Origin of the sequence: Pseudomonas sp. PIC25 (assembly GCF_002286785.1) — a bacterium.
In the GTDB taxonomy this organism is placed as follows: domain Bacteria; phylum Pseudomonadota; class Gammaproteobacteria; order Pseudomonadales; family Pseudomonadaceae; genus Pseudomonas_M.
The window spans coordinates 59,165-66,549 of the sequence record NZ_MUJY01000108.1; the positions used below are offsets into that span (position 1 = coordinate 59,165).

The window sequence follows — 7,385 nt, forward strand, 5'->3', positions numbered from 1 at the left end:
GGACGAATTCAGGAGCAGAACCAACCCGGTCGGCGCATCGCGAAAGCTCAGTCTGCTGTAGGGATGAATTCATTCGCCCGCCGAGGGTGGGTTGGGCGAATACAGGCCGGTCCTGTCTATAAGGAGCGAGCCCTGCTCGCGATGGCGACGCAAAAGCATCGCCAGCAGAGCTGACTCCCACGAAAGCAGGTCCGGCGTGGCCTTACGGGAACAACACCTTGACCACGTCGGCGTAGCGTTTGGCGAAGTGAACGGTCAGACCTTCCTTGAGGTAATCCGGCAGTTCGGCGAAGTCGCCGCGGTTGGCTTCCGGCAGGATCAGCTCGAAGATTTTCTGCCGGCGTGCGGCGATGACCTTCTCACGCACACCGCCGATCGGCAGCACCTGGCCCGTCAGGGTCAGTTCGCCGGTCATGGCCACGCCTTTCTTCGGCGCCTGGTTGCGCGCCAGGGAGAGCAGGGCACTGGCCATGGTGATGCCGGCGCTGGGGCCATCCTTGGGCGTAGCGCCTTCCGGCACGTGAAGGTGGACGAAGGCCTGGTCGAAGAACGCCGGGTCGCCCTTGTACTTCTTCAGGTGCGAGCTGATGTAGCTGTAGGCGATTTCCGCCGACTCCTTCATCACCTCGCCGAGCTTGCCGGTGAGCTTGAAGCCGCGGTTCAGCGTGTGGATGCGTGTGGCTTCGATCGGCAAAGTGGCACCGCCCATGCTGGTCCAGGCCAGCCCGGTGATGACGCCTACGCCGGACATCACTTGCTCGGTTCGGAACACCGGCATGCCCAGGTAGTCCTCGAGGTCCTTCGGGCCGACCTTCACCGTGCTGTCCGGATCATCCAGCAGCTTGACCACCGACTTGCGGACCACTTTGCCGAGCTGCTTCTCCAGTTGCCGCACGCCGGCCTCGCGGGCGTAGCCTTCGATCAGCAGTTTCAGGGCGCTGTCGCTGATGGACAGGCGTTGTTTCGGCACGCCGGCCTTTTCCAGTTGCTTGGGCCACAGATGGCGTTTGGCGATGGCCAGCTTCTCTTCGGCGATATAGCCGGACAGGCGGATCACCTCCATGCGGTCGAGCAGCGGTCCGGGGATCGAGTCCAGGGTGTTGGCAGTGCAGACGAACAGTACCTTGGACAGGTCCAGGCGCAGATCGAGGTAGTGGTCGAGGAATTCCACGTTCTGCTCGGGGTCGAGGGTCTCCAGCAAGGCGGACGCCGGATCGCCCTGGTAGCTGGCGCCGAGCTTGTCGATCTCGTCGAGCATAATCACCGGATTCATCACCTCGACTTCCTTCAATGCCTGCACCAGCTTGCCGGGCAGGGCGCCGATGTAGGTCCGGCGATGGCCCTTGATCTCCGCCTCGTCGCGCATGCCGCCGACGCTGAAGCGGTAGAATGGCCGCCCCAGCGATTCGGCGATGGACTTGCCGATGCTGGTCTTGCCCACGCCCGGCGGGCCGACCAGCAGGACGATGGAGCCAGCGATCTCGCCCTTGAAGGCGCCGACAGCGAGAAATTCGAGGATGCGGTTCTTGATGTCGTCCAGGCCGGCATGGTGCTTGTCGAGCACCTTGCGGGCGTGCTTGAGGTCGAGTTTGTCCTTGCCGTAGATGCCCCAGGGCAGGCTGGTGGCCCAATCCAGGTAATTGCGGGTGACAGCGTATTCTGGCGAGCCGGTCTCGAGGATCGACAGCTTGTTCAGCTCTTCGTCGATGCGCTTCTGCGCGGCCGGCGGCACTGTCTTGCCCTCCAGGCGGGCGCGGAACTCGTCGACGTCGGCGCTGCGATCGTCCTTGGTGATACCCAGCTCCTGCTGGATGATCTTCAACTGCTCCTTGAGGAAGAACTCGCGCTGGCGCTCGCCGATCTTGCGGTTGACCTCGGCGGACAGCTCTTTCTGCAGGCGGCCTACCTCGACTTCCTTGCGCAGCAGCGGCAGCACCTTCTCCATGCGCTTGAGGATCGGCACGGTATCCAGCACTTCCTGCAATTCATGGCCCGGTGCCGTGGTGAGGGCGGCGGCGAAATCGGTCAGTGGTGCCGGATCGTTGGGGCTGAAGCGGTTCAGGTAGTTCTTCAGCTCTTCGCTGTACAGCGGGTTGAGCGGCAGTAGCTCCTTGATCGCGTTGATCAGGGCCATGCCGTAGGCCTTCACTTCGTCGCGCGGATCGGCGGCGGCTTGTGGGTAATCCACCTCAACCAGATAAGGCGGCTTGCGGCTCAGCCAGCCGCGGATACGCACCCGGGTGATGCCCTGGGCGACGAACTGGAGTTTCTCGCCGTCCTTGCTGGCGTGGTGGATGCGCACCACGGTGCCATGTTCGGGCAGGCTGTCCGGGTCGAAGTTTTCGGCGTCCGGCGCGGGATTTTCGACATAGAACAGCGCCAGGCAGTGATGGGCGGTGTTGGCGACCCGCTGCAGGGTCTCGTCCCAGAGGTTCTGGTTGACGATCACTGGCAGCACCTGGGCCGGAAAGAACGGCCGGTTGTGGATCGGCATGATGTACAGCTTGTCGGGCAGCGACTGGACCGGCAGGGCGAGGCCGGTGCTGCCGGGTTTCTCCACCTGTTCTTCGACGATATCTGGATCGATGTTTGGGTTGTGGTCGTTCATGCGGCACCCTGTACGTTCGCGATACAGGGGTAGATGGGGTATGCCGCCGACATTTCAATGCGAAAGGAGGACGGGATGTAACGAACTGTGAGGGACCTGGGGATTGTCCCTCGCGTTGTGACGGGCCGCTCCCTCCGGAGCGGCCGGATCAGGCCAGGCTCAGGCGTAGCCCTTGCAAGCGTTCGTCGATGATCGGGGTGAGCAGGGCGAAGCAGTCCGCCGGTGCCAGACGCACCTGCGGCGCAGCGATCAATTCGCTGTCGAGGCGGGCGACAATATCGCGGATGCGGTTCTCGCAGGACGGGCCGGCCAGGCGCTGGCACAGGTAGCGCATCTGGATCTGCAGTTCCAGTGGGCAGCGCGAGTAATTGGCGGCGCGCACGGCGAGGCCGCGCAGCCGGGCCAAGTCTTCCAGCGAGCGGCAGGCCTCGCCGAGGCCGGCGGTGATCTGTCCATTGCGTTCGCCCAGGCGCAGTTCGAGCAGGTGGATGGCGCCCAGCAGGCACTCGATCAGCTGATTGTGCGCGTTGAAATCCTGCGGTTTGACGCGCAGGCGCGGCCAGGCGTCGGCGATCTCCGGCAGGTCCTGGGTCTGGGCCGGCCAGCGTTGCCACAGCTCGTCGAGTTGGACGGCGATGGCTTCGCGCTGGCGGCGGCCGGTGTCGTCATTCTGGCTGCCCAGGCCACGGTGTTTCTGCAGGTTCTGCAGCAGCTCCAGCGCCAGTTGCAGGGCCTGGTTATCGAGCCGGTCGAGCGTACTGTGATGGCGTTGCGCAGCCAATCGGCAGAGCCATTGGCCGAGCACCAGCAGTAAGCCGCCGAGTCCGGCGGCGAGCCAGATTTCCATGCATCACCTCGCATCGGTGGTCAGGCGGGTCAGGTATTGGGTCAACCCATGCAGTGCATGGCTCTGCTCCCGCTGCAGGTTCACCGCTTCGCCGATCCGTTCCAGTTGTTCGTGAAGGGCCTGGCTGGCCGCTTCGTGTTCGTCCAGCGCCTGTTGCAGGCTGAGCAGTTCGGTCAGGCTGCGCTGGCTCTGGTCGGCGAGCTGATGCAAATCTTCCGCCAGGGCTTCGCTCTGCGCGGCTCCGTGGTCGAGCAACTGGCGGTGTTCTTCGACTTCGTGGCACACGCTGCGCACCGCCTGGCCGATATCGGCGACCACGCCGGCAATCTGTTGCACTGCCTGGTCGCTGGTCTGGGACAACTGGCGCACCTGGTCGGCGACCACCGCAAAGCCGCGGCCGTGCTCGCCGGCGTGGGCCGCCTCGATGGAGGCGTTGAGCGCCAGCAACTGAGTCTGTTTGGCAAGGCTCTGGATACTGTGCAGGGCTTTTTCCACCGCACTGGCGTGCTCCAGCAGTTGGCTCACCGCGCTGGCAGTGCGCCCCAGGCTCGCCCGGATATTACTCATGGCGTTGCCCACCGATTGGGCGTCGTGGCGGCCGGCTTCACTTTTTTGGTGCGCGGAACGGAGTGCGCTCGCCGCCTGCTGGCCGAGCCGATGAATCTGCGCCAGGGTGTGGTCGATCTCGCCGCTGGCCTGGGTGATGCACTCGACCTGCCGGCCCTGGTCGGTGCTGCGTTGTTCGGCCAGGGCGGCCATCTCATCGAGCGCCTGGCCGGCGAACTGCACTTCGCTGCGTAGCCGCTCGGCGGCATGGCGTGCTTGGCCGCTGGCGACGATCAGCGTGTGCAGTTCGGACGGACCGGCACTACCCAATTGCGCCAGCGCGTTTTGCAGCCGGTCCCGCAGGGCTTGCTGGAGCCGATGCTGCTGTTGATAAAGCAGAAGGCCGATGGCCAGGCTGGCCAGCGCAGCCCAGACATGGCCGGCCGTCGCCAGAGGAATGCCGCAGAGCCAAAGGGTGGCAATCAGCCAGAAAACCTGTTCCGGTGGGGCTGTGGGCAGGCGTGGCAGAGAGGGGCGAAGAGAACAAGGGGGCGGCTCCTTCCATGACAGCGGGAATGACCGGGTAATAGCAAGATACTGGCCAGCCGGACCCGGAACGAACCGGTTCCGCCTGTCGGCTGGGCTGACGCCACCCCCTTCGACTCGGTAAAGTTCGCCCCTGCGAGTTTTATCCGAGAGTTTCGATGTTCTGTACCCGCCTGATCCGCCTGGATGAGCAGGCTCACGATCATGCCCACGGCCATCATCAGCTGGTGCTGTCGCTGGCCGGCCGTGCCGAGTTCGACGTCAGCGGGCGCGGCGGCGAAGTCTGCCGCATGCGTGCCTGCCTGGTGCCGGGCGATGCCGACCACTCCTTCGCCGGTATGGGCGACAACCGCATGCTGGTCATCGACCTGGACGAGCAGGGCGTGTCCCCCGAGGACCGCGACCTGCTCCTGCGGCTGTTCGACATTCCGCGCTATCCGGCGCTGGACGCGGATTTCCAGAACCTGCTGAGCTACGCCGGCGCGGAGCTGGAGCGCTACGGCAACGACCCGCTGCTGGCGCGCTCTCTGGGTGGCGTGCTGCTGCGTGCCTTGCACCTGCGCCTGTTCGGCGAGCAGCCGACCCGGGTAGTCGGCCCGCTCGATCTCGAGCGTCTCGACGCCTATATCGGCGAGCACCTGGCGCGGCGCATCAGCGTCGCCGAACTGGCGCAGGTCGCCTGCCTCAGCCCCAGCCACTTCCACGCCCAGTTCAAGGACAGCGTCGGGCTGACCCCGCACCAGTACCTGCTCAAGACCCGCCTTGACCGCGCGGCGCGGATGCTGCGGGAAAGCCCCTTGCCGCTGGTGCGGATCGCCGAAGAGTGCGGCTTCTCCAGCCAGAGTGCGCTGACCTCGGCGATGCGGCGCTACCTGGGATTGACGCCGAAGCGCATGCGCGGAACGGACTGAGACCGGCGTCTTGTCGGACATTCGGAGTTTTTCGACAAAACTCCAGAGTTTCTCGCAAGAAAGCCCTTCCCCGAATCTCTAAATTCCGCCCATTCGCCAGCCAGCCACCCTGGGCCTTGCCCGTGCAAGGTCTCGGCGTATGGCTCGAAGCCACGCGAGGGCAACGCCCAATCCGGCAGGGGAGCCGGATCAGGCTGGACTTCGCCCGGGCCAGGAGGCACGGGGCGCGGCGGATCATCGGAGAATTCGACATTTGCCGGCGTTCGTCGCCGGGAGAGGAACGGCTTCGCTGCTGCACTGGCGGACGCGGAGTAATCAGAGGGCGGGCGGGTGTCCTGGACACTCGCCCGCTTTCGTATCGACGGGGCTTAGCCCCGCCGGCGGATACCCGAGCAGAAGCGGGCGTCCACTGCCAACCAAGGGCACGGGCTACCCTCCGTGTCTGGATAAAAACAAACTTAGGGAGTGCTCATGAGCATCACCACACCCACGCTAGTCACCTTCGTGATCTACATCGCGTTGATGGTACTGATCGGCCTGGCGGCCTATCGCGCCACCAACAACTTCTCCGACTACATCCTCGGCGGCCGCAGCATCGGCAGCTTCGTCACCGCGTTGTCCGCGGGCGCTTCGGACATGAGCGGCTGGCTGCTGATGGGCCTGCCGGGTGCCGTTTACCTCTCCGGCCTGTCGGAAAGCTGGATCGCCATCGGCCTGATCGTCGGTGCCTACCTGAACTGGCTGTTCGTCGCCGGTCGCCTGCGCGTGCAGACCGAGCACAACGGCAATGCCCTGACGCTCCCCGATTACTTCACCAACCGCTTCGAAGACTCCAGCCGCGTGCTGCGCATCTTCTCCGCCCTGGTGATTCTGGTGTTCTTCACCATCTACTGTGCCTCCGGCATCGTCGCCGGTGCCCGTCTGTTCGAAAGCACCTTCGGCCTGTCCTACGAGACAGCCCTCTGGGCTGGCGCCGCAGCCACCATCGCCTACACCTTCGTCGGTGGCTTCCTGGCGGTGAGCTGGACCGACACCGTGCAGGCCAGCCTGATGATCTTCGCGCTGATCCTGACCCCGATCGTGGTGATGCTGGCTACCGGCGGTATCGATCCGACCTTCGCGGCCATCGAAATGCAGAACGCCACCCACTTCGACATGCTCAAGGGCGCCACCTTCGTCGGCGTCATCTCGCTGATGGCCTGGGGCCTGGGCTACTTCGGCCAGCCGCACATCCTGGCGCGCTTCATGGCTGCCGACTCGGTGAAGTCCATCGCCAGCGCACGTCGCATCTCCATGACCTGGATGATCCTCTGCCTCGGTGGCGCCGTTGCCGTGGGCTTCTTCGGCATCGCCTACTTCTCGGCCCATCCGGAAGTGGCTGGTGCGGTGTCCGAGAACCCCGAGCGGGTGTTCATCGAATTGGCCAAGGTCCTGTTCAACCCCTGGGTCGCCGGAGTCCTGCTGTCCGCCATCCTGGCCGCGGTCATGAGTACCCTGAGCTGCCAGTTGCTGGTCTGTTCCAGCGCCCTGACCGAAGACTTCTACAAGTCCTTCCTGCGTAAAGGCGCCAGCCAGCGCGAGCTGGTCTGGGTCGGTCGTGGCATGGTGCTGCTGGTGGCGCTGGTCGCCATCTTCCTCGCTTCCAACCCGGAAAACCGTGTACTGGGCCTGGTGTCCTACGCCTGGGCCGGCTTCGGCGCCGCCTTCGGCCCGGTGGTACTGATCTCCGTGCTGTGGAACCGCATGACCCGCAACGGCGCTCTGGCCGGCATGCTAATCGGTGCGATCACCGTGATCGTCTGGAAGCAGTTCGGCTGGCTGGGCCTGTACGAAATCATTCCGGGCTTCCTCTTCGCCAGCATCGGTATCGTCGTGTTCAGTCTGCTGGACAAGGCGCCGTCGGCCTCCATGCTCAAGCGCTTCGAAG

5 protein-coding genes are annotated in these 7,385 nt (G+C 64.7%); 2 read left to right on the top strand and 3 right to left on the bottom strand.

Annotated elements, in window-relative coordinates; all coding sequences use genetic code 11:
- Positions 1 to 202: 202 nt before the first annotated feature.
- From lon to BZL41_RS13065, 3 genes are all read right to left on the bottom strand, one after another.
- Positions 203 to 2,608, bottom strand: a complete 2,406-nt coding sequence (gene lon, locus BZL41_RS13055; protein WP_095599695.1) for an endopeptidase La — start codon at positions 2,606 to 2,608, stop codon at positions 203 to 205.
- Positions 2,609 to 2,756: 148 nt separating this feature from the next.
- On the bottom strand, positions 2,757 to 3,455 hold the full coding sequence (locus BZL41_RS13060; protein WP_095599696.1) for a hypothetical protein: 699 nt from the start codon (positions 3,453 to 3,455) through the stop codon (positions 2,757 to 2,759).
- A 3-nt stretch (positions 3,456 to 3,458) separates the two neighbouring features.
- Positions 3,459 to 4,214 (bottom strand): methyl-accepting chemotaxis protein, encoded by a 756-nt coding sequence (locus tag BZL41_RS13065; RefSeq protein ID WP_371916524.1) that lies wholly within the window; start codon positions 4,212 to 4,214, stop codon positions 3,459 to 3,461.
- Positions 4,215 to 4,705: 491 nt separating this feature from the next.
- On the opposite strand from BZL41_RS13065, the gene BZL41_RS13070 reads away from it, so the two are divergent.
- Positions 4,706 to 5,458, top strand: coding sequence for an AraC family transcriptional regulator (locus BZL41_RS13070; RefSeq protein WP_084336365.1), 753 nt, complete (start codon positions 4,706 to 4,708; stop codon positions 5,456 to 5,458).
- Positions 5,459 to 5,929: 471 nt separating this feature from the next.
- The coding region (gene putP, locus BZL41_RS13075) for a sodium/proline symporter PutP (protein WP_095599698.1) at positions 5,930 to 7,385 on the top strand (1,456 nt) is incomplete at its 3' end.

What these genes read in the sequence shown, in the direction of transcription:
- BZL41_RS13070 (WP_084336365.1), top strand. Translation starts at nt 4,706, where the DNA reads ATGTTCTGTACCCGCCTGATCCGCCTGGATGAGCAGGCTCACGATCAT.
- BZL41_RS13065 (WP_371916524.1), bottom strand. Translation starts at nt 4,214, where the DNA reads ATGGCCGCCCTGGCCGAACAACGCAGCACCGACCAGGGCCGGCAGGTC.
- BZL41_RS13060 (WP_095599696.1), bottom strand. Translation starts at nt 3,455, where the DNA reads ATGGAAATCTGGCTCGCCGCCGGACTCGGCGGCTTACTGCTGGTGCTC.
- lon (WP_095599695.1), bottom strand. Translation starts at nt 2,608, where the DNA reads ATGAACGACCACAACCCAAACATCGATCCAGATATCGTCGAAGAACAG.